The 19,933-nt window shown below is 66.9% G+C and carries 18 protein-coding genes; 4 read left to right on the forward strand and 14 right to left on the reverse strand.

All coding sequences use genetic code 11. From position 1 onward, the window contains the following. On the forward strand, nt 1–5,238 hold a 5,238-nt coding region (locus tag AC1RMD_RS23355; protein ID WP_492929865.1), incomplete at its 5' end, for an amino acid adenylation domain-containing protein. Between the two features lie 43 nt (nt 5,239–5,281). Here AC1RMD_RS23355 and pcaD read toward each other — a convergent pair. From pcaD to AC1RMD_RS23395, 8 genes are read right to left on the reverse strand one after another with little or no spacing between them, the layout of a single operon-like run. After that, nucleotides 5,282–6,052 carry a 3-oxoadipate enol-lactonase gene (gene pcaD, locus AC1RMD_RS23360; protein ID WP_492929867.1) on the reverse strand — a complete coding sequence of 257 codons (771 nt, stop codon included), beginning with the start codon at nt 6,050–6,052 and terminating at the stop codon, nt 5,282–5,284. 15 nt (nt 6,053–6,067) lie between these two features. Continuing rightward, nucleotides 6,068–6,850, reverse strand: a complete 783-nt coding sequence (gene benD / locus AC1RMD_RS23365; protein ID WP_492929869.1) for a benzoate diol dehydrogenase BenD — start codon at nt 6,848–6,850, stop codon at nt 6,068–6,070. Then, entirely contained in the window at nt 6,847–7,884 is a 1,038-nt protein-coding gene (gene benC / locus AC1RMD_RS23370) for a benzoate 1,2-dioxygenase electron transfer component BenC (RefSeq protein WP_492929871.1), read from the reverse strand. The genes benD and benC overlap by 4 nt, the downstream gene beginning before the upstream one ends. 22 nt (nt 7,885–7,906) lie before the next feature. Then, the gene (gene benB, locus AC1RMD_RS23375) at nt 7,907–8,398 is read right to left on the reverse strand and encodes a benzoate 1,2-dioxygenase small subunit (RefSeq protein WP_492929873.1); all 492 of its coding nucleotides are present in this window, start codon (nt 8,396–8,398) and stop codon (nt 7,907–7,909) included. Next, on the reverse strand, nt 8,395–9,765 hold the full coding sequence (gene benA / locus AC1RMD_RS23380; RefSeq protein WP_492929875.1) for a benzoate 1,2-dioxygenase large subunit: 1,371 nt from the start codon (nt 9,763–9,765) through the stop codon (nt 8,395–8,397). Before benA ends, benB begins: the two co-directional genes overlap by 4 nt. 14 nt (nt 9,766–9,779) lie before the next feature. Next, the gene (gene catA / locus AC1RMD_RS23385) at nt 9,780–10,700 is read right to left on the reverse strand and encodes a catechol 1,2-dioxygenase (RefSeq protein WP_492929877.1); all 921 of its coding nucleotides are present in this window, start codon (nt 10,698–10,700) and stop codon (nt 9,780–9,782) included. Nucleotides 10,701–10,747: 47 nt separating this feature from the next. After that, nucleotides 10,748–11,038: a muconolactone Delta-isomerase gene (catC, locus tag AC1RMD_RS23390; RefSeq protein WP_492929879.1), complete on the reverse strand. Its 291-nt coding sequence runs from the start codon at nt 11,036–11,038 to the stop codon at nt 10,748–10,750. Nucleotides 11,039–11,054: 16 nt separating this feature from the next. Further along, the gene (locus AC1RMD_RS23395) at nt 11,055–12,164 is read right to left on the reverse strand and encodes a muconate/chloromuconate family cycloisomerase (protein WP_492929881.1); all 1,110 of its coding nucleotides are present in this window, start codon (nt 12,162–12,164) and stop codon (nt 11,055–11,057) included. 100 nt (nt 12,165–12,264) lie between these two features. Here AC1RMD_RS23395 and AC1RMD_RS23400 point away from each other — a divergent pair, with 100 nt between their 5' ends. Next, nucleotides 12,265–13,179 carry a LysR substrate-binding domain-containing protein gene (locus tag AC1RMD_RS23400; RefSeq protein WP_492929883.1) on the forward strand — a complete coding sequence of 305 codons (915 nt, stop codon included), beginning with the start codon at nt 12,265–12,267 and terminating at the stop codon, nt 13,177–13,179. Nucleotides 13,180–13,181: 2 nt separating this feature from the next. Here the strand turns inward: AC1RMD_RS23400 and AC1RMD_RS23405 are convergent, their stop codons facing one another. The 5 genes from AC1RMD_RS23405 to AC1RMD_RS23425 form a co-directional block, all read right to left on the reverse strand. Then, a complete protein-coding gene (locus AC1RMD_RS23405) occupies nt 13,182–14,522 on the reverse strand; it encodes an MFS transporter (RefSeq protein ID WP_492929885.1) in 1,341 nt (446 codons plus the stop codon). 63 nt (nt 14,523–14,585) lie between these two features. Further along, nucleotides 14,586–15,119: a benzoate/H(+) symporter BenE family transporter gene (locus AC1RMD_RS23410; RefSeq protein ID WP_492929887.1), complete on the reverse strand. Its 534-nt coding sequence runs from the start codon at nt 15,117–15,119 to the stop codon at nt 14,586–14,588. Between the two features lie 148 nt (nt 15,120–15,267). Next, nucleotides 15,268–15,813, reverse strand: a complete 546-nt coding sequence (locus AC1RMD_RS23415) for a protein tyrosine phosphatase family protein (RefSeq protein ID WP_492929889.1) — start codon at nt 15,811–15,813, stop codon at nt 15,268–15,270. Then, nucleotides 15,806–16,273 carry a group II truncated hemoglobin gene (locus tag AC1RMD_RS23420; protein ID WP_492929891.1) on the reverse strand — a complete coding sequence of 156 codons (468 nt, stop codon included), beginning with the start codon at nt 16,271–16,273 and terminating at the stop codon, nt 15,806–15,808. The genes AC1RMD_RS23415 and AC1RMD_RS23420 overlap by 8 nt, the downstream gene beginning before the upstream one ends. An 81-nt stretch (nt 16,274–16,354) precedes the next feature. Then, nucleotides 16,355–16,570, reverse strand: coding sequence for a hypothetical protein (locus AC1RMD_RS23425; RefSeq protein WP_492929893.1), 216 nt, complete (start codon nt 16,568–16,570; stop codon nt 16,355–16,357). Between the two features lie 170 nt (nt 16,571–16,740). On the opposite strand from AC1RMD_RS23425, the gene AC1RMD_RS23430 reads away from it, so the two are divergent. Beyond that, entirely contained in the window at nt 16,741–16,986 is a 246-nt protein-coding gene (locus tag AC1RMD_RS23430; protein WP_492929895.1) for a hypothetical protein, read from the forward strand. A 214-nt stretch (nt 16,987–17,200) separates the two neighbouring features. Beyond that, a complete protein-coding gene (locus tag AC1RMD_RS23435; RefSeq protein WP_492929897.1) occupies nt 17,201–19,561 on the forward strand; it encodes a glycoside hydrolase family 31 protein in 2,361 nt (786 codons plus the stop codon). Here AC1RMD_RS23435 and AC1RMD_RS23440 read toward each other — a convergent pair. Beyond that, complete coding sequence (locus AC1RMD_RS23440) at nt 19,542–19,865, reverse strand: hypothetical protein (RefSeq protein ID WP_492929899.1); 324 nt, start codon at nt 19,863–19,865, stop codon at nt 19,542–19,544. The genes AC1RMD_RS23435 and AC1RMD_RS23440 overlap by 20 nt on opposite strands. Between the last annotated feature and the right edge of the window lie 68 nt (nt 19,866–19,933).

Raw genomic sequence — 19,933 nt, forward strand, 5'->3', positions numbered from 1 at the left:
ACCGCCGAGCGCTTCCTGCGCGACCCGTTCAGCAAGCAAGCCAACGCCCGCATGTACAAGACGGGCGACCTGGGCCGTTGGCTGGCCGACGGTAATATCGAGTACCTGGGCCGCAACGACTTCCAGGTCAAGATCCGTGGCTTCCGCATCGAGCTGGGCGAGATCGAATCGCGTCTGGCCGCCTGCGAAGGTGTGCGCGAGGCGCTGGTCGTCGCGCGCGAAGATCAGCCAGGCGAACCACGTCTGGTGGCTTACCTGGTAGCCCAGGATGGCGCCGCGCCGTCCGCTGCCGACCTGCGCGCCGCCCTGACGTCCAGCCTGCCGGACTACATGGTGCCGGCCGCCTTCATCGCGCTGGACGCCTTCCCGCTGACCCCGAACGGCAAGCTCGACCGCAAGGCCCTGCCCGCGCCGGACCGCGCCGCGCTGGTCGCCCACGCCTACGAGGCACCGCAGGGTGAGGCCGAGACGGCGATCGCCGCCATCTGGCAGGAACTGCTGGGTATCGATCAAGTCGGCCGCCACGACCACTTCTTCGAATTGGGCGGCCACTCGCTGCTGGCGGTGCGCTTCGCCTCCCGCCTGCGCGAAACGCTCGGCGTCGACGTCGCCTTGCGCGATCTGTTTACCACGCCGACCCTCAGCGCGCTGGCCGTCGGGTTGGGCGTCGCCACCGGCGCCGCCCTGCCGGCCCTGCTGCCGGCCGACCGTACCGGCACGCTGCCGCTGTCGCTGGCCCAGCAACGCCTGTGGTTCCTCGACCAGCTCGACCATGCCGCCGGCGCCGCCTACCACATGCCGGCCGCCCTGCGCCTGCACGGCCGGCTCGACGCCGCCGCGCTGCGCACCGCGCTCGACCGCGTGGTGGCGCGCCATGAAATCCTGCGCACCAGCTTTGTCAGTATCGACGGCGCCGCGCGCCAGGTCATCGCGAGCGAGGGGCGCTTCGCCCTTCGCGAACTGGACCTCGGCCACTTGCATGGCCACGAACAGGAAGCCGCCGTGGCCCGCTACACCGCCGACGAGGCCGGCACTCCGTTCGACCTGGCCGCCGGCCCGCTGATTCGCGGCGAGTTGCTGCGCCTGGCCGACGACGACCATGTACTGCTCGTCACTCAGCACCACATCATCTCCGACGGCTGGTCGATCGGCCTGCTGGTGCAGGAATTCTCTACGCTGTACGCGGCCTTCAGCCAGGGTGGAGACGATCCGCTGCCGCCGCTGGGCATCCAGTACGCCGACTATGCCGCCTGGCAGCGTCAGTGGCTGCAGGGCGAGTTGCTGCAAACCCAGGTCGGTTTCTGGCGCAGCCACCTGCAGGGTGCGCCGGCGCTGCTCGAACTGCCGGCCGACCATCCTCGTCCGCCGGTGCAAAGCTACACCGGCGGCAGCGTGCCGCTGCGCCTGTCGGCCGAGCTCAGCGCCGGCCTGCAAGCGCTGGCGCACCGCCAGGACGCCACCCTGTTCATGACCCTGATGGCCGGCTGGGCTACCTTGCTGGCCCGCCTGAGCGGGCAGGACGACATCGTCGTCGGCACCCCGGTGGCCAACCGACAGCATGCGCAGCTCGAACCGCTGATCGGCTTCTTCGTCAACACCCTGGCGCTGCGCGTGCGCCTGGCTGAGCAAGCCAGCGCCGCCACGCTGATCGAACAAGTCCGCAACAGCACCTTGCAGGCGCTGGCCCACCAGGACCTGCCGTTCGCGCAAGTGGTCGAGGCCCTCAATCCGCCGCGCAGCCTGAGCCACAGCCCGTTGTTCCAGTCGATGTTCGCGCTCAACAACACACCGCAAAGCGAACTGCAATTGCCGGGCCTGCATCTGGCTTCCGTGCCGATGGCCCGGACCACCGTGCAGTTCGACCTGTCGCTGAACCTGGCCGAAACCGGTGGCGTACTGTCCGGCGCCATCGACTACGCCCGCGACCTGTTCGAGCGCGACACCGTCGAGCACTACGCCGCCTACTTCGAGAACTTGTTGACGGCGATGGTGGCCGAGCCAACGCAAGCGCTGGCCACGCTGCCCCTGCTCGGCCAGGCCGAGCGTGAACAACTGCTGGTGGACTTCAACGACACCGCCGCCGACTACCCGCGCGATTTGCTGGTGCACCAGCTGTTCGAGGCCCAGGCCGCGCGCCAGCCAGACGCGCCGGCACTGGTGTTCGACGACCAACAGCTGAGCTACGGCGAGTTGAACCGCCGCGCCAACCAGCTGGCCCACCACCTGATCGCCCAGGGCGTGGCGCCGGATACGCGCGTGGCCATTTGCGTCGAGCGCAGCTTCGAGATGGTGGTCGGCCTGCTGGCCATCCTCAAGGCCGGCGGCGCCTATGTACCGCTCGACCCGGCCTATCCGCAGGAGCGCCTGGCCTACATGCTGGAGGACAGCGCCCCCGTCGTGGTGCTGACCCAGCGGCACCTGGGCCTGCCGCCCACCCCGGCGCCGGTCATGCTGCTCGATCATGCGGCCTTCGCCGACGTTCTCGCCGGCCAGCCCACCGTCAATCCGCCGCAATCGCAGGCGGCGCGTAACGCGGCCACCGCCACGGCATACGTGATGTACACCTCGGGTTCGACCGGCCTGCCCAAGGGCGTGGTGGTGCCGCATCGCGGCGTGCTGCGCCTGGTATGCAACAATCATTTCCTGCCATTCTCCAGCGCGACAGTGTTGTTGCAATGCGGTTCGATTGCCTTCGACGCCGCCACCCAGGAGATCTGGGGCGCCTTGCTCAACGGCGGCGTCCTTGCACTCTATCCCGGCGCCAAGATCGATTTGCGCGCCCTGATCGCGCAGATCGGCAAACATGCGGTCTCGACTCTGATTGCGACGCCGGTACTGTTCGAACAATTTGCGACCCATATCGACACCGGCAGCCTCGCATCGCTGACCCACATCCTGGTTGGCGGCGACGTTGCGCCTGCGGCGGCCATCAAACATCTGTATGCGCGCCTGCCCCACGTGACGGTCGTCAACGGCTACGGTCCGACCGAAAACACGACGGCTAGCACCGCCTATGCCGTCCCGCGCCAGAGTGACGGCTTGTCTATCCCCATCGGCAAGCCCATTGCCAATTCCACGGCCTATGTACTGGATGCCGCGTTGCAGCCGGTGCCGGTCAATGCGCGCGGGGAAATCTGGGTTGGCGGCGATGGTGTGGCGACCGGCTACCTGAACCGTCCTGAGCTCACCGCCGAGCGCTTCCTGCGCGACCCGTTCAGTAAGCAAGCCAACGCCCGCATGTACAAGACGGGCGACCAGGGGCGCTGGCTGGCCGACGGCAATCTCGAGTACCTGGGCCGCGACGACTTCCAGGTCAAGATCCGCGGCTTCCGCATCGAACTGGGCGAGATCGAATCGCGTCTGGCCGCCTGCGACGGCGTGCGCCAAGCGCTGGTCGTCGCGCGCGAAGACCAGCCAGGCGACAAGCGCCTGGTGGCCTACCTGGTCGCACGAGACGGCGCCGCGCCGTCCGCCGCCGACCTGCGCGCCGCCCTGGCCGCCAGCCTGCCGGACTACATGGTGCCGGCCGCCTTCATCACGCTGCACGCCTTCCCCCTGACCCCGAACGGTAAGCTCGACCGCAAGGCGCTGCCCGCGCCGGACCGCGCCGCGCTGGTGGTCCGAGGTTACGAGGCGCCGCAAGGTCACACCGAGACGGTGATCGCCGCCATCTGGCAACAACTGCTGGGTATCGAACAGGTCGGCCGTCACGACGACTTCTTCGAACTGGGCGGTCACTCGCTGCTGGCGGTGCGCCTGGCCTTCCGCCTGAACGAGACGCTGGGCGTCGAGGTCGCCTTGCGCGATCTGCTCGCCACGCCGATCCTCAGCGCGCTGGCCGCCGAACTGGACGCCGCCACCGGCGTCGCCCTGCCGGCCCTGTTGCCGGCCGACCGTAACGGCGCGCTGCCGCTGTCGCTGGCCCAGCAACGCCTGTGGTTGCTCGACCAGCTAGGTCATGCCACCGGCGCCGCCTACCACCTGCCGGCCGCCCTGCGACTGCGAGGCCGGCTCGACATCGTCGCGCTGCGCGCCGCGCTCGACCGCATGGTGGCGCGCCATGAAATCCTGCGCACCAGCTTTGCCAGTATCGACGGCGCCGCCAGCCAGATCATCGCACCCGAGGCGCGCTTCACCCTGCGCGAATTGGACCTGGGCCACTGGCACGGCCATGAGCAAGAAGCCGCCCTGGCCCGCCATGCTGCCGACGAGGCCGGCGCTCCCTTCGATCTGGCCGCCGGCCCGTTGATCCGCGGCGAGTTGCTGCGCCTGGCAGCAGACGAGCATCTGCTGCTCATCACCCAGCACCACATCATTACCGACGCCTGGTCGATCGACCTGCTGGTGCAGGAATTCTCCGTGCTGTACGCCGCCTTCAGCCAGGGCGGCGCTGATCCGCTGCCGCCGCTGGCCGTCCAGTACGCCGACTACGCCGCCTGGCAGCGCCAGTGGCTGCAAGGCGGGCCGCTGCAAGACCAGACCAGTTTCTGGCGTGCCCATCTGGAGGGCGCCCCGGCGCTGCTTGAACTGCCGACCGACCATCCCCGTCCAGCGGTGCAAAGCTACGCCGCCGGCAGCGTGCCGTTGCGCCTGTCGGCCGAGCTCAGCGCCGGCTTGCAAGCATTGGCGCAGCGCCAGGACGCCCCACTGTTCATGACCCTGATGGCCGGCTGGGCTGCGCTGCTGGCTCGCCTGAGCGGGCAGGATGATATCGTCATCGGCACCCAGGTGGACAACCGCCAGCAAGCGCAGCTCGAACCGTTGTTCGGCTTCTTCGCCAACACCCTGGCGCTGCGCGTGCGCCTGGATGAGCAAGCCAGTGCCGCCTCGCTCATTGAACAGGTCCACGCCAGCACCCTGCTAGCGCTGGCGCACCAGGATCTGCCGTTCGAGCAGGTGCTCGAGGCCCTCAATCCGCCGCGCAGCCGCAGCCACAGCCCGCTGTTCCAGTCGACGTTCGCGCTCGACAACACGCCGCACAGCGAACTGGAATTGCCGGGCCTGCAGCTGGCATCGCTGCCGTTGGTCCCGGCCACCACCCACTTCGACCTGTCGCTGAACCTGGTTGAAACCGGTGGCCTGCTGTCCGGCGCCATCGACTACGCCAGCGATCTGTTCGAGCACGACACCGTCGAACGCTACGCCGTCTACTTCCAGAACCTGCTGACGGCAATGGTGGCCGAGCCCGGGCAAGCACTCGCCACGCTGCCCCTGCTCGACTATGCCGAGCGCGAGTAACTGCCGATGGACGAACGTGAGCGGCCGCGTTCCCGGCGGAGTCTTATCCAGAGAGGAAGTCCATGAGCGCCAGGTTGAACGCAGCTTCGGCCTCGATGTTCGACATGTGCGAGGCGTCCAGCGTTACCTCGGCGGCGTGAGGGATCTGCTCCTTCATTGCGGCGGCGTCGGCCGCCGTGGTCACGGGATCGAGAGCGCCTGCGATCAACAGCGTCGGCGCCGTGATTGCGGCCAGCTGTCCGCGCAAGTCGGCAACCGCCAGCGCGTCGCAGCAGGCCGCGTAGCCTTCAACGCTGGCGCCGCGCAATGCGTCAACCAGCGCCGCCACCCGTAGCGGCTGATGCCGGACAAAGCCCGGCGTGAACCAGCGCCCGGCCGCGCCATCGGCGACGGCGCCCAAGCCCGCCGCCCGGACCTGCGCCGCGCGATCCCGCCAGCCCGACGGGGTGCCGATGCGCGCCGCGGAATTGGCGATCACCAGCTTGTGCAGGCGCTCCGGCGCATGGATGCCCAGCCACTGCGCGATCACGCCGCCCATCGACAGTCCGCAAAAATGGGTGCGTTCGATCGCGAGCGCGTCGAGCAATGCCAGCACGTCCCGGCCCAGCAGCGCCAGGCTGGCAGGCCCCGACGCCGTGGAAGAGCCGCCATGGCCGCGCGTGTCGTAGCGGACGATATGGTAATCCCGCCGCAGCAATTCCACCTGCGCGTCCCACATGCGCAGGTCGGTGCCCAGCGAATTGGAGAACATCAGCCAGGGTTTGCCCGGCGCCCCCTCCACCCGATAAAAAATGTCGTTTCCGTTAAGCCGCATCACAGACACCATGTTCTATCCTTGGTCGCCGCCGCCCACCGGCAACACGGTGCCGGTGATGTACGACGATTCGTGGGAGGCCAGGAACAGGATGGCGTTGACCTGCTCGTCAATGGTGCCGTAGCGCTGCATCAGGCTACTGGCGACGGTCTGGTCGACGATCCCCTGATACCACTGCTGCTCTTGCGCGTTGAGCGGCTGCGCGTTGCGTGGTATCCGGCGCGGCGGCGCCTCGGTGCCGCCGGTGGCGACCGCGTTGACCCGGATCCCGTCCTGCGCATGTTCCATCGCCAGGCTGGCGGTCATCGCGTTGACGCCGCCCTTGGCCGCCGAATACGGAATACGGTAGATCCCGCGCGTGGCGACCGACGACACGTTGACGATCACCCCCTGCTTGCGCGCCACCATCTGCGGCAGCACCGCGCGGCAGCACCACAGGGTCGGGAACAGCGAGCGGCGGATTTCCGCCTCCACCTGCTCCGGCGTGTACTCCTGGTAGGGCTGGACCCAGATCGTGCCGCCGACGTTATTGACCAGCACATCGACCCTTCCATACGCCGCCAGCGCGATCTCGTTCAGCCGCGCGGCGCCGGCCCAGGTCTCCAGGTCGCTGCGCGCAATCACCGCCGTGGCGCCCAGGGCCTGCACTTCCGCCGCGACCTCCTCCACCTGTACCGCGCGGTCGGCCAGCACCAGCTGCGCGCCTTCGCGCGCCAGCGCCAGCGCCGCGCCGCGTCCTATGCCCTGCGCGGCGCCGGTGACGATCACCGCCTGGCCTTCGAAACGGCGCGCGCTCATGCCGCCGCCTGCGTGGTTGCGTCGGTGCTGGCCGAGAATTTCTCGAAGTAGAAATTGGCCGGCGCGATCGCGCAGTCGGCCAGCCAGCGCCGCACCGCGTCGACCATCGGCACCGGTCCGCACAGGTAGAGGTCGACCTCGCCGCCGTTGAGCCATTGCGGGTCCACATGCTGCGTCACATAGCCTTTGCGCGGATGCGCGCTGTCGGCCGAAACCACGCAAGTGCGGAAGCTGAACTGCGGGTGCGCAGCGGCGATGCGCTGCAACTGGTCGATGGCGACCAGGTCGACGTCATTGGTCACGCCGAACACCATGCGCACCGGCTGGCGGAACCCGGCCGCCGCCATCACCTGCAGCATCGACAGGAACGGCGCGATGCCGGTGCCGCCGGCCAGCAGCAGCAAAGGCCGCTGCACATCGCGCAGATAGAAGCTGCCGTAAGGGCCGGAGAAGGAAATCGGCTGCCCCGCCTTGGCGTCGCACGCCAGGAAGGTGCTCATGCGACCCTGCGGCACGTTGCGCACCACGAAGTCGTAGCGCGATGCGCCGGGCGCCGAGCTGAAGGAATAGGAACGCGTCAGGCCGGTTCCGGGAACTTCCACGTTGACGTACTGCCCGGCCAGGAAACCGACCCCGGTCCCCGCCGCCAGTTCGATCGAGAAGCCCAGCGTGGTGTCGGACAGCCGCCGCACCTGCGCCAGGCTGCCGTGGTAGCGCGCCACGCCGGTCTTGCAGGCTGCCGCCGTGGCCGGAATGCGCACCACGCAATCGGAGGTAGGCTTCATCTGGCAGGCCAGCACCTGGCGCTGGGCCGCTTCCTGCGGCGTCAGCGCGTCGTCGATATAGCTCGATGCCGGCATGTCGTAGCTGCCCGATTCGCACAGGCCGCGGCAAGTGCCGCAGGCGCCGTCGCGGCAATCGAGCGGGATGTTGACCTTCTGCCGGTAGGCGGCATCGGCCAGTTTTTCGTCCTGGTTGCATGAAATGAAGCGGGTCACTCCGTCCTCGAACTGCAATGCGATGTGGTAGCTCATCGTCGGTCTCCTCGTTGCGGTGCTACAGGTGGTAGATGTCGATCACCTGGTGGATGTAGTCGTTCTTCAGTACGATGTACTTGTTGGTGATCAGCGGCTGCGCGCCGGAGAAGTCGATCTCGTAGCGCATCATCCCGAAGTGGCTGAAATCGGTCTTGTAGCGGTGGCTCAGCGTGTGCCAGTTGAAGCGCACCGTCACCCGCGCACCGTCCCGCCGCTCGATCTCCAGGTTGGAGATGTTGTGGCTGGTGCGCGTGTCCGGCATGGTGGCGCTGGAGCGCTCGGTCTTGATGCGGAACACGCGGTCTTCCAGGCCCTGGCGGGTCGGGTAGAAAATCAGCGAAATTTCGCGCTGCGGATCGCCGACCAGGCGGTCGTCGTCGTCCCACGACGGCATCCAGTACCGGGCGTCCGGGTGATAGCATTCCAGCCATTCGTCCCATTGCTGGTCGTCCAGTAGGCGGCTTTCGCGGTACAGGAAGACGCGGATCTCGTCCAGTGCCGGGGCGTTCATGCGGCGCCGCCTTCCTGCTTGACCGCGCGCCGCATCACTTCCAGCCAATAGCGGTGCTGGATCGTGTACAGGCCCTCGTCTTCGGTCTTCACGCCGCTCATCACCGGCTGCAGGCCGATCTCGCGCGCGGCCGCGTCGGGGCCGCTGATCCAGTGGCGGGCGCCGCGGCACATGTCGTTCCATTCCAGCGCGCTGCCCATATAGCCCTGCTGGCAGGCGCGGAACTCTTCCAGGTCGTCCGGCGTGGCCATGCCGCTGACGTTGAAGAAGTCTTCGTACTGGCGGATGCGGCGCGCGCGCGCCTCGTCCGGCTCGCCCTTGGGCGCGATGCAGTAGATCGTCACCTCGGTCTTGTCGACCGAGATCGGGCGCAGCAAGCGGATCTGCGATCCGAATTGGTCCATCAGGTAGACGTTCGGATACAGGCACAGATTGCGCGAGCGGCCTATCATCCAGTCCGCCGTAGCGCCGCCGAACCGCTGCGCATATTCCTCGCGGCGCGGGAAGTTGGGCCGGTCCTGCGGATTGGCCCATTGGGTCCACAGCAGCAGGTGGCCATGTTCAAAGGCATAGAAGCCGCCGCCCTGCTTGCCCCACTTGCCGGCGTCCATCGCGCGGATCTTGTCTTCGCGGACCTCGCCCTGCTCCTTGCGGCGGTTGGTGGTGGCGGCGTAGTTCCAGTGCACCGCCGAGACGTGATAGCCGTCGGCGCCATTCTCGGCCTGCAGCTTCCAGTTGCCGTCGAAGGTGTAGGTCGACGATCCGCGCAGCACCTCCAGGCCATCCGGCGACTGGTTGACGATCATGTCGATGATCTTGCCCGCCTCGCCGAGGAATCCGGCCAGCGGCGCCACGTCCGGATTCAGGCTGCCGAACAGGAAGCCCTTGTAGCTTTCAAAGCGGGCCACCTTTTTCAGGTCGTGCGAGCCTTCCTGGTTGAAGCAGTCGGGATAGCCCGCGCCCTCGGGATCCTTCACCTTCAGCAGCTTGCCGCTGTTGTTGAAGGTCCAGCCGTGGAACGGACAGGTGTAGGTCGCCTTGTTGCCACGCTTGTGGCGGCACAGCTGCGCGCCGCGGTGGGTGCAAGCGTTGATGAAGGCGTTCAGTTCCCCCTGCCGGTTGCGGGCGATGAACACCGGCTGGCGGCCGATGTGGGTGCTGTAGTAGTCGTTGTTGTCGGCGACCTGGCTTTCATGCGCCAGGTAGATCCAGTTGCCCTCGAAGATGTGCTTCATCTCCAGTTCAAACAGGGCCGGGTCGGTGAAGGCGCTGCGGTGCAGGCGGTAGTCGCCGCGCTCGTGGTCCTCCACCAGGAAGCCGTCCAGGCTGGCCGGCCTGGATGCGGGGATGGGAATAATCGGGATCATGATGCGGTCCTTCCTCAGGCCGCGGCGCGTACGCGCGCCACCACGGCGGCCGGCGCCGCCGGAGTCTCGGCATGCAGCTGGAAGTCGAAGTCGATTTCGGCGTACGGCGCCAGCAGGCCCTTGGCGGCGATCTGCTGCGGCGACGTCACGTGGCGCACCGGCGGCACCAGGCCCTCGCGGCTGGCGAAGGCGAAATCGTCCCACAGGTATTCGTCGCCGTCGATATTGATCTGCGTGGTCAGCTTGCGCTGGCCGGCGGCACTGACGAAGAAATGGATGTGGGCGGGACGGTGGCCGTGGCGGCCCAGTTGGTCCAGCAGGCGCTGGGTGCTGCCGTCCGGCGGGCAGGAATAGCCAACCGGCAGGATGCTGCGCAGCTGGTAGCGGCCCTCGCCGTCGGCGATGATGGTGCGGCGCAGGTTGAAGTGCGACTGCGATTGATCGAAGAACGAGTAGTTCCCCAGCAGATTGCAATGCCAGACCTCGACCTTGGCGCCGGCCAGCGGCTTGCCGTCCTGGTCGCGCACGCTGCCCTGCATGAACAGCACTTCGGCGTTGTCGCTTTCGCTACCGTCGTCCAGCCGCGCATAGCCCTGGCTTTCCGGCGCGCCGGCCACGTACAGCGGGCCTTCGATGGTGCGCGGCGTGCCGCCGCTCAGTCCGGCCCGCGCTTCCGCCTCGTCGGCGCGGATGTCGAGGAAGCGTTCCAGGCCCAGGCCCGGCGCCAGCAGTCCCAGCTCATTGCGGGCGCCCGCCTCGCTCATGTATTCCAGGCCTTTCCAGAATTCGCCCGGCTGGATGTCGAGGTCCTCGATCGCCTTGCACAAGTCGCCGACCAGGCGTACCACCACTTGCTGCACCCGTGCGTTGACCGGGCCTTCGGCCTTGTCGACGATCCAGCCCTTTACCAGGGTGTCGATTTCGTTGTGTGTCATGTCAGTCTCCTTCGTTTTTGGTTTGGTGGAATGAAGCGGGTAAGGGATCAGGCGTCGCCGTCGCGCGCCGACGATGGGTGGCGGCACAGCGGCATCAGCTGGATTTGCATATACGGGAACAGCGGCAGGGACGTCAGCAGCGCGTGCAGTTCCTCGACGTCTGCGACGTCGAACACGCTGACGTTGGCGTACTGGCCGGCGATGCGCCACAGGTGGCGCCATTTGCCGCTGCGTTGCAGGCTGTGCGCCAGTTCGCGCTCGGTTTTTTTCAGTTCATCGGCTTGCGCGGCCGGCATTTGCGGCGGCAGCTGCACATCCATACGTACGTGGAACAGCATCAGGATCTCCTTTAAGTTAACGGCGGCGCAGTTCGCGCAGCTTGTCCATGTCGGGTTCGACGCCCAGGCCGGGACCAGCCGGAACCTCCAGCATGAAGTCGCGGTAGACCAGCGGCTCGCGCAGCACTTCCTGCGTCAGCAGCAAGGGGCCGAACAACTCGGTGCCGAATTCCAGCTCGCCGAAGGTCGAGAACAACTGGGCCGACGCCGCGGTGCCGACGCCGCCTTCGAGCATGGTGCCGCCATACAGGGCAATGCCCGACAGCTGCGCCACCGCCGCCACCTGCGCCGCCGGCAGCAGGCCGCCGGACTGCGCGATCTTCACCGCGAACACGTCGGCGCCCTCCGCCTGGGCGACGGCCAGCGCGTCCTGCGGTCCTTGCAGCGCTTCGTCGGCCATCAACGCCACGGCGAAGCGTTGCGCCAGCCGCGCCATGCCGCCGTGCCGCGCGGCCCTGGTGGGCTGCTCGATCAAATCGATGCCGCCCGCCTCCAGCGCCGCGATGCCGCGCATCGCTTCCAGCTCGCTCCATGCCTGGTTGACGTCGACCCGCACGCTGACCGCGTCGCCCAGCGCCTTCTTGATCGCCAGCACGTGCGCCACGTCGTCGGCCAGCGGGCGGGCGCCGATCTTCAGCTTGAAGATGCGGTGGCGGCGCAGTTCCAGCATCTGCTGCGCCTCGGCGATATCGCGCGCGGTGTCGCCGCTGGCCAGGGTCCAGGCCACCGGCAACGCGTCGCGCACCCGGCCGCCCAGCAGTTCGCTCAGCGGCACGTGCAGCCGGCGCGCCTGCGCATCCAGCAAGGCTGTTTCGATGGCGCACTTGGCGAAGCGGTTGCCCTGGATGACCTTGCGCACCTTGGCCATCGCCTTGGCCACCTGACGCGCTTCCATGCCGACCAGCAGCGGCGCGATATGGGTGTCGATGTTCACCTTGATGCTTTCCGGGCTCTCTTCGCCGTAGTTCAGGCCACCGATGGTGGTGGCCTCGCCCCAGCCGACCACGCCGTCGGCGCAAACGACCCGCACCAGCACCAGCGTCTGCGACTGCATGGTGGCCACCGACAGCTTGTGCGGCCGGATGGTCGGCACGTCGGCAAGGATGACTTCTATGTTCTGGATCATATTTAATTTGCATAATGGCTTCGATGGATACACAATATTCCACCCGGATCGTCAGGTCCAACACCGAGTTAGTATGTTTTTCATACCCGAAAGGTATGCAATGGAATTGCGCCACTTGCGTTATTTCGTCGCCGTCGCCGACGAAAAAAATTACACCCGGGCCGCCGAGCGGCTGCACATCGCACAGCCGCCACTGAGCCGCCAGATCCAGCAACTGGAGGAGGAATTGGGCGTGGAGTTGATCGAGAAAGGCACGCGGCCGGTCAAGCTGACCGAGGCCGGCGCCTTCTTCCACGCGCACGCGCAGGAATTGCTGGCCAAGGCGGCCGAGCTGAAAACCATGACCCAGCGCGTGGGCAAGATGGAGCGGACGCTGTCGATCGGCTTCGTGGCATCGACCTTGTATGGCCTGCTGCCGCGCATCGTGCGCAGCTATCGCGCGCAGTATCCCAAGGTGGACGTGAGCTTCCATGAGCTGACCACGATGCAGCAGATCCAGGCGTTGAAGGACGGCGTGATCGACGTCGGCTTCGGCCGCGTCAAGAGCGAGGACCCGAACATCCGCCGCATCGTGTTGCGCGAAGAACGGCTGATCGTCGCCCTGCCCGCCGGCCATCCGCGCGCGGCGTCGACCGACCCGATACAACTGGTCGACCTGCAGGCGGAGTGCCTGCTGGTCTATCCCAAGGCGCCGCGCCCCAGCTTTGCCGACCAGGTGCTGTCGGTGCTGTCGGAGCGCGCCATCACGCCGCAGAAAATCGTCGAGGTCAGGGAGCTGCAGATCGCCATCGGCCTGGTGGCGGCCGGCCAGGGCGTGGCCATCGTGCCGGACAGCGTGCAAGGCATGCGGCGCGACGACGTGGCGTTCCGCGCCATCGCCGACCGCCATGCGGTGTCGCCGGTGATGTTCAGCGTGCGCAAGCTGGATCGCTCGGAAGAACTGCAGCAGATGCTGGCCGTGATCTACGACGTCTACGACGCGGCCGGCATCACTTACGTGCGCGAGACGCTATAGCCTCAGGCGGCTGCCTGCACCCGCCCGGCGACCGCCGCCGATGCCGAGCGGCCGTGACGGATCAGCGACACCGCGATCATCGCGACCACCGCCGGAATGGCGATCGCCATGAAGTTCTGCTGCAGCGGCAGCGCCATGCCGACCAGCGTGCCGATCACGATCGGCGCGAGAATGGCGCCGCTGCGGCCCACGCCCGAGGCCCAGCCGATGCCGGTTGCGCGCACGGCGGTCGGATAGAACTGGCCGGCGTAGGCATAGGTGACGATCTGGGTGCCGATGGTGGAGGCGCCCGCCAGGCCGACCAGCAGGTACAGCAGGCCGGTCGGCACCTTGTAGCCGAGCAGCGTGATCGACACGGCCGCCAGCGCATACATCCCGATCAGCACATGCTTGATGTGGAAGCGGTCCGCCAGCCAGCCGCCGCCGACGGCGCCGATCACCGCGCCGAAGTTCAGCACCAGCACGAAGGTCAGCGCGGAACCGAGGCTGTGGCCGGCGCCGGCCATCAGCTTGGTCAGCCAGGAGCTGAGCGCGTACACCATGAACAGGCACATGAAGAAAGCGATCCAGAACATGACGGTGCTGAAGCCGCGGCCGTCCAGGAACAGTTTGCGGATCGGCGCGCCCTCTGCGCGGTCGGCGGCCGGCACGGTGTAGCGGTCGTCGGCGCCGGCGCGGTAGTCCGGCTGCATGCGCACCAGGATGGATTTCAGCTCGGCCAGGCGGCCCTGCCGTATCAGGAACGGCATCGATTCCGGCAGCGACCTCAGGATGAACGGAATCAGCACCACCGGCGCCCCTGCGGCCAGGAACACCGACTGCCAGCCATAGGCCTCGAGCATGCCCTTGCCCAGCAAGGCGGCCAGCATGCCGCCCACCGCATAGCCGCTGAACATCAGCGTCACCATGGTCGAGCGGATCTTGCGGGGCGAGTACTCGGTCATCTGCGCCACCACGTTCGGCATCACGCCGCCGATGCCTAGGCCGGCCAGGAAGCGCATCGCGCTGAACGCGTAAGGGTCCTGCGTCAACCCGGCGGCGGCGGTGAATACGCTGAACAAGGCCAGGCAGATGGCGATCGCGCGGCGGCGGCCGATACGGTCCGCCACGGTGCCGAGGAAGATCGCGCCGAACATCATACCGAACAGCGCGGAGCTGACCATGAAGCCGGCGTCCTGCGCGGTCACGCCCATGCCCTTCATGATGGACGGCAGCGCGATGCCCGCCACGGCCAGGTCATAGCCGTCGCAGATGATGATGACCGCGCACCAGGCCAGCACGCCGGCGTGGAAGCGGTTGAAACGGGCGTGGTCCGCCATTTGATGGATGTCGATGTGCTGCATGGTGCTGGTCTCCCTGTTGTAGTTGTGTGGGTGCTGCGGGGTGGTGATAACGGGTGGTGAAATTCAGGCGGCGGCAGGGCGCAGCACGCGGTGCGCCAACATGCCGATCAAAATGCCCCAGAACGCCGAACCGGGACCGAGGAAGGTCATGCCGGAGGCGGTGGCGAGAAAGGTCAGTACGGCGATGGCGACGCCCTTGGGCACATAGGACATCAGCCGGTCAAAGCCGCCGGACAGTCCGATCGCCAGCAACAGCAGCGCGGCCGTCAGGTGGGCGCCCACCGCCTCGTGGATGGACAGCGCGGGAAACAGGGGAATCAGCAGCGCCGTGCCCGGGGCCGACCATGCGGTGATGACGGGCGCTTTCAGCGACCAGTTGAGGAAGATGCCGGCCGCCGCCGCGCCCAGCGAAATGCCCCATACCCAGGACGCGAACATCTCGTTCGACTTCTGCCCCGCTAGCGCCGCCTGGTAGAAGATCGCCAGCGGCCCGGCCAGCGACACCAGCACCGCCAGCAAGCCGGCTGCGATCGCCGACAGCGAACTGTCGCGCCAGCGCGACGCCGCGACGCCCTGATCGGACGAAGATGGTTGCATGGGTGTCTCCCGTTGTCATTGTCTTTGTTGTATGCCCTGATGCTGCCTGGGCAGAGTAGACAAGTTCGGACAACGGGTCCAACACCGATTGGGTATGCTTGCGATACCCGGCGAGTATGCCCGCCCTGCGGGCCACCGCTATTCCCCGTTAAAACGGTTCAAACTGAACGCCCGCTTTGCGCAGCTGGGAAACCAGCAAGCTCTTCCACGCCCCTTCCGGCGACCACACCCGCGCGACCGACTCGTAGGCGAGCTCGGGCTTCTCGTGAAGGACGATGACGCGATACAGGAAGGTCATGCTGGAGGCGCGCATATTGACCTGGCAATGGACCAGGACTTTGCGATCGCGCAGCCGCTCCATGGCCGCTACGAACGACTGGAAGTCGGCTTCGGTGGGATTGCCGAAGCGGATGGGAATATTGACGAACTCAAGGCCCTGCCGGCGCACGATCTCGGCTTCGCCGGCTACGGCGTCCGGCACCGTCGGCGGCGCCAGGTAGATGACTGCGCCGAACCCCTGCGCGGCCAGGCCGGCAAGTGCCTCGGCGCCGGGCTGGCCCGATGTGACCAGCCGGGGCGAGATCGGCACCACGTTCGGCGCCTCGATCGCTAAATCCTTCGCCAATGCCGCGCCACCTGCCAGCAACCCGGTGAGCAATGTGAGCACCGCCACTACGCGCCGCGTTTTAACCACGATATGGTCCCTTGACTTCGCCCCAGCCCCACTTGGGCATGGGCGCATCGTGATCGGCCTGCGCCCCCGGCTGCGAGTTGATGACGGCCAGGCGCGAACCCCACTCAAGATAGCCGACCAGCGCCGAGCGGAATTCCGGGTCGTCGGGCATGCCCAACTCATCGGCTGTTTCAAGCAGCAGCGCAACCCAGCGGCGCCGCTGCTCCTGGCCGAGATGGCGGTTCAGATGTTGCTGAATCATATGCGGGTGGCCGCCATGCTGCTCGGAGTAGGCGCTGGGCCCGCCCAGCACCTCCGCAAGAAAGGCGGCGACGTGCGCCGGATGGTCGCCGCCCATATGGGCAAACACGGGAGCGAGCAAGGTATCGTGCTGGACATGCTGGTAGAAGCGCGAGGTCAGACGACGCAGGGCATCGATGCCGCCCAGCCATTCGTACAGCGTAGGAATGTTTTCGGACATGCGTAACCTTTCAAATACGGTTTAAAGTATTAAAAATACCATCAAAAGGCCATCGCTGTCCGCACGCGGATGGGCGCGGGATCAATCAACGCGCGCGGCGCATGCGGCACATTTCACCAGTCCCGTGCGGCCGATGGTCCAACCGCATTCCCTCGCCGCGACCGTCGCCCGCTTGGCCCACTCATCCATGGGATCGTTGGCGACTTCTTCGAATTCAAAGAACGCGCGGCAGTCATGGGATTCGCACACGAGCATAAATTCACAGAACAGCATTTCTTCGAGCAGGTCATTCAACATTGCGATGGCTTTCTAAATTTGTAATGGCTTTCGCGCGGCAACGTCGCCAGGGATTGCGGCAAATCATACACCGGGTCGGTGATTTTCATAATTGCGGTCCCCGGGTGGCTCTGCAATCATGGGGCGCCGCAAAATGCGGGCACAAAAAAATATAAAAGGAGAACAAGCCCATGCGTTCATGGATACTGGCCCTGCTATTCCTGGCCTCGACCGGCGCCCTCGCCCAAGGCAATGTCGTCACGCTGTGGCCCGACGGCGCCCCCGATACACGGCCGCAACCGAGGCCGCAGGCCGGACCGGAACGGCTGGCCGGCGAACGGATCCACAACGTCAGCCAGCCCACGCCGACCAGCCGGCCGGCCGCGGCGGCGACGCGCTCGACGCCGTCAGCGCGCGGCCGGACTTCGCCATGCTGATGTATCCCGTCATTGCGATGGAGCCGCCGGTCGCCCACCTCGGCTCGCGCAACGCCCTGCTCGGCCGAGATGATGCTGTTCGAGCACGGCGGGCATGGCACGACGATGCGCACCGGCCAGGGCACAGCATCGAACTGGCCGCAGCGCGCCGAAGAATGGCTGCGCGAGCGCAAGCTGGTTCCCTAGCAATCCCCCCGCGAACACAGGAGAAACTATGAATAAGCATCACCCCGCGTCCATGCGACGCAAAACACTGGCCGTCTCGATTTCCATGCTCGCGCTCGGCGCTGCGGCAAACGCCCAAGGCGCGCCCATCGCCACGCTGGACCGCAACGGCGCCTGGGTCTCGGTCGAGGCCTATGGCCCGAACGTGGTCCGCGTCACGATCGCCGCCGACAAGGCCGAGGCGCTGAAGGGCGCCGGCTACGGCATCCTGCCGGCCGGCATCGACAACACCGCTTTTCGCCACAGCGGCGGCAAGGACGGCGACAGCTTCACCTCGCCGGCGCTGAGCCTGCACGTCGCACCGGCGCCGGCGCCGCGCGTGCCGACCATGGGCGAGAAGTATTTCGCGCCGCAACTGGCGCCGGTGGCGCTGCAGGTGAAGAATGCCAAAGGCGAGCTGCTGCTCGACATGACCGGCTGGGAGATGGCGCCGCAAACCGTCAATACCGAGAAGACCTACCAGGCCGGCGCCTCGTTCAGCGCGCCGGCCGACGAGCATTACTACGGCATGGGCCAGAACCAGGAATCGACCGGCCCGCTCGACCTGCGCGGCCGCGTCGTCGATTGCAAGCACTGGTACGACGCGCCGGCCGGCGAAACGGTGTGCGTGCCGTTCATGGTGTCCTCCAGGGGCTACGGCATCGTCTGGGACAACCCGTCGGCGACCCGCTTCATCGCCGGCGTCAACGGCCGCACCGGCTTCCAGTCCACCGTGGGCGAGCGCGTCAGCTTCTTCGTCATCACCGGCAATACGCCGGAAGAGCTGTATTCAGGCTATGCGCGCGTGACCGGCAGGACGCCGATCCCGCCCAAGGCCGCGTTCGGCCTGATACAGTCCAAGGCGCGCTACGACAGCCAGCAGGAAGTGCTGCGCGTCGCCAACACCTATCGCCAGAAGAAGTACCCGCTCGACATCATGGTGGTCGACTGGTTCTACTGGACCCGCATGGGCCAGCTGGACATCGATCCGGCCCAGTTCCCCGATCCGGACGCCATGAACCGCGAACTGCACGGCCTCGGCATGCAGTCCATCATTTCGATCTGGCCGCGCTTCGAGACGGCGGGCCGCTATTACAACGAGCTCGACGCGAAAGGCTACTTCCTCAAGGACAAAGACGGCAAGTCCGTGGATGGCCTGCCGTCCCGCTCCGACCGCACCGGCGCGCTGATCGACGCCACCAACCCGGCGGCCCGCAAATGGTACTGGGAGCACGCGCGCGACAACATCCTGGCGCACGGTTTCGACTATCCGTGGCTCGACGAGACCGAACCGGACCTGGTACCGGACGGCTATTTCTATTCGATCGGTTCCGGCGACCGCTATCACAACGTGTTCCCGTTGCTGCACGTCGAAGGCGTGGCCGACGGCATGCGCGCGTGGAAGCCCAACAAGCGCGCGCTGATCCTGTCGCGCGCCGCCTACCTGGGCGCGCAGCGCACCGGCGCGCTGTTCTGGTCGTCCGACATCCACCCCTCGTGGGAAGCGCTGGCGCGGCAGATTCCAAGCGGCCTGAACATGACGGCGTCCGGCATCGCCTACTGGGGCAACGACATCGGCGGCTGGCAGTGGCTGCCGCAGACCACCAAGGCCAGCAAGGCGCCCTTGCTCGACCCGGCCGGCGCCACCGAGACCGTCGGCCAGAACCACGACTATCCGGAGCTGTTCACGCGCTGGTTCCAGTACGGCACCTTCCTGCCGACACTGCGCGTGCACGGCGACCGCAAGCACACGGAACTCTGGGAGTTCGGTCCCCAGGCCGAAGCCATCCTGGCCCGCTACGACCGGCTGCGCTACCAGCTCATGCCTTACATCTACAGCCAGGCCAAAGCCACCTATGACAGCGGCGCGCCCTTCATGCGTCCGCTGTGGATGGATTTCCCGAACGATCCGCAGGTCGCCAACATCGGCACCCAGTACATGTTCGGGCCGGCGTTCCTGGTCGCGCCCGTGACCGAGCAGGGGCAGACGCAGAAGGACGTCTACCTGCCGGCCGGCAGCGACTGGTACAACTTCTGGACCAATGAAAAACTGGCGGGCGGACGCTGGGTCAAGGTGGCCGCACCGATCGAGCAGATGCCGGTGTTCGTCCGGGCCGGCTCCATCGTGCCGCTGGGCGTGGACATCCAGTCGACCGCGACCCGCCAGGCGATCGCCGAGATCAAGGTCTATCCGGGCAAGGACGGCGTTTTTGCGCTGTATGACGACGACGGCGTGTCCTACGACTACGAAAAGGGCAAGGGCACGCTGGCCCGCCTGCACTGGAACGACGGCACGGGCCGCCTGACCGTGAGCGGCAACGCCGAACTGTCGCGCCAGGCGCCAGGCCTGGTCAAGGTGGTGGGGAAATAAGTAAGCCGCTACCGGCTAGCGCTGCAGCGATAGCCGGTAGACGGTAGACGGTGGTCTGGCGATAGATCTGTCCCGGACGCAGCATGAGCTGCGTCCAGCCCTGGCTCAACAGGCCAGGCCGGGGCTGGCCGTAAAGACAGAAGCCGCGCCGGCCCTGCAGCGCCAGGCGCGGGCCGCCGGCGCGGAATTGCACGGCCGCCTCGGTGCTGTACACCTGCAGGCGGCGTCCCGAGCCGGGATCGATCACACGGGCCACCTCGCGCAACGCGCCCTGGCCGCCGGAGAAATGGTCGCCGACCATCATCTACGGCACCTCGGCCAACTGACGTCCACCCGCGTAAGCGCCTCGTCGTTGCGGCGGGGCGCCCGATA

The organism is Duganella sp. GW822-FHT06D06 (assembly GCF_058799615.1).

Bases quoted from the DNA above. Each gene is read 5' to 3' on its own strand.
- AC1RMD_RS23435 (WP_492929897.1), top strand. From the start codon at position 17,201: ATGAATAAGCATCACCCCGCGTCCATGCGACGCAAAACACTGGCCGTC.
- AC1RMD_RS23430 (WP_492929895.1), top strand. From the start codon at position 16,741: ATGCGTTCATGGATACTGGCCCTGCTATTCCTGGCCTCGACCGGCGCC.
- AC1RMD_RS23395 (WP_492929881.1), bottom strand. From the start codon at position 12,164: ATGATCCAGAACATAGAAGTCATCCTTGCCGACGTGCCGACCATCCGG.
- benD (WP_492929869.1), bottom strand. From the start codon at position 6,850: ATGAGCGCGCGCCGTTTCGAAGGCCAGGCGGTGATCGTCACCGGCGCC.
- AC1RMD_RS23420 (WP_492929891.1), bottom strand. From the start codon at position 16,273: ATGTCCGAAAACATTCCTACGCTGTACGAATGGCTGGGCGGCATCGAT.
- catC (WP_492929879.1), bottom strand. From the start codon at position 11,038: ATGCTGTTCCACGTACGTATGGATGTGCAGCTGCCGCCGCAAATGCCG.
- catA (WP_492929877.1), bottom strand. From the start codon at position 10,700: ATGACACACAACGAAATCGACACCCTGGTAAAGGGCTGGATCGTCGAC.
- AC1RMD_RS23405 (WP_492929885.1), bottom strand. From the start codon at position 14,522: ATGCAGCACATCGACATCCATCAAATGGCGGACCACGCCCGTTTCAAC.
- benC (WP_492929871.1), bottom strand. From the start codon at position 7,884: ATGAGCTACCACATCGCATTGCAGTTCGAGGACGGAGTGACCCGCTTC.
- AC1RMD_RS23440 (WP_492929899.1), bottom strand. From the start codon at position 19,865: ATGATGGTCGGCGACCATTTCTCCGGCGGCCAGGGCGCGTTGCGCGAG.
- pcaD (WP_492929867.1), bottom strand. From the start codon at position 6,052: ATGCGGCTTAACGGAAACGACATTTTTTATCGGGTGGAGGGGGCGCCG.
- AC1RMD_RS23425 (WP_492929893.1), bottom strand. From the start codon at position 16,570: ATGTTGAATGACCTGCTCGAAGAAATGCTGTTCTGTGAATTTATGCTC.
- benA (WP_492929875.1), bottom strand. From the start codon at position 9,765: ATGATCCCGATTATTCCCATCCCCGCATCCAGGCCGGCCAGCCTGGAC.
- AC1RMD_RS23410 (WP_492929887.1), bottom strand. From the start codon at position 15,119: ATGCAACCATCTTCGTCCGATCAGGGCGTCGCGGCGTCGCGCTGGCGC.
- benB (WP_492929873.1), bottom strand. From the start codon at position 8,398: ATGAACGCCCCGGCACTGGACGAGATCCGCGTCTTCCTGTACCGCGAA.
- AC1RMD_RS23400 (WP_492929883.1), top strand. From the start codon at position 12,265: ATGGAATTGCGCCACTTGCGTTATTTCGTCGCCGTCGCCGACGAAAAA.